Annotated in this window: 1 protein-coding gene; it reads right to left on the bottom strand. The window is 68.7% G+C overall.

Annotation, left to right across the window (positions count from 1 at the left end; translation table 11 throughout):
* Positions 1–10: 10 nt before the first annotated feature.
* A protein-coding gene (locus PSU4_RS30955; RefSeq protein ID WP_246115470.1) for an IS5 family transposase occupies positions 11–840 on the bottom strand; the annotation gives its coding sequence in 2 pieces (ribosomal slippage) (positions 11–498 and positions 498–840; 831 coding nt in all).
* Between the last annotated feature and the right edge of the window lie 67 nt (positions 841–907).

The following is a 907-nucleotide window of genomic DNA, read 5'->3' as shown; positions in this document are numbered from 1 at the left end:
AGTCCTGGTCTCAGAACTCGGTCTTGATCAGTTGACGGACGTTGATCACGGCGCATGCCAAGGTGAGCAGCGGCAGCGTGGTGCGTTCGGTGCGGTCGTAGCGCAGCCCGAGGCGCTTGAACCGCAGCAGCCACGAGATGGTGCGTTCGATGACCCAGCGGACCCGGCCGAGCTTGGACTTGTCCTCGATCCCGCGCCGCGCGATCCGCACCTTGATCCCGCGCCGGTGCAGGTAAGCGCGGCAGCGGCGGTAGTCGTAGCCCTTGTCCGCGTGCAGCTTCTCGGGGCGACGACGAGGCCGGCCGGGGCGCCCACGGCGGCCGCGCACGGCCGGGTTGGTCTCGAGCAGCGGCTCGAACAGCTTGCTGTCGTGGGTGTTCGCCGCGGAGAGCAAGGCGTGTAGCGGGAGCCCGTTGGCGTCGCAGAGGATGTGGTACTTCGATCCGGCTTTGCCCCGGTCAGTGGGGTTCGGCCCGGTCAGCTCGCCCCCCTTTTCGACCGCACCGACACCCCGTCGATGCAGCCCCGCGACCAGTCCAACAGCTCGGCATCGGACAGCTCGTCGAGTACGAGTTGGTGCAGCCGGTCCCACACGCCGGCGGCCTGCCACTCACGCAACCGACGCCACGCGGTGTGCCCGGACCCGCACCCCAGCTCCTCGGGCAGGTCGCGCCAGCGGCAGCCGGTGTCGAGCACAAACAAGATCCCTTCCAGCGCGGCACGGTCATCGATCCGCGGCCGCCCACCCGGGCCGCGAGCCACCGGCCGCGGCGGGATCAACGGCTCGATCAGCTCCCAGAGCCGATCCTCGACCAGCCGCTGTTGTTTGCTCCTCGCCACGACCGACGACGATCAACGATCAGAACCCGAAGATCACGTAGCGACACGCCCGGTTTTGAGACCAGGT

It is taken from the genome of Pseudonocardia sulfidoxydans NBRC 16205 (genome assembly GCF_007989085.1).
In the GTDB taxonomy this organism is placed as follows: domain Bacteria; phylum Actinomycetota; class Actinomycetes; order Mycobacteriales; family Pseudonocardiaceae; genus Pseudonocardia; species Pseudonocardia sulfidoxydans.
Note: the sequence above shows the minus strand (reverse complement) of the source record. Positions and strands in the feature narration are given on the sequence as shown.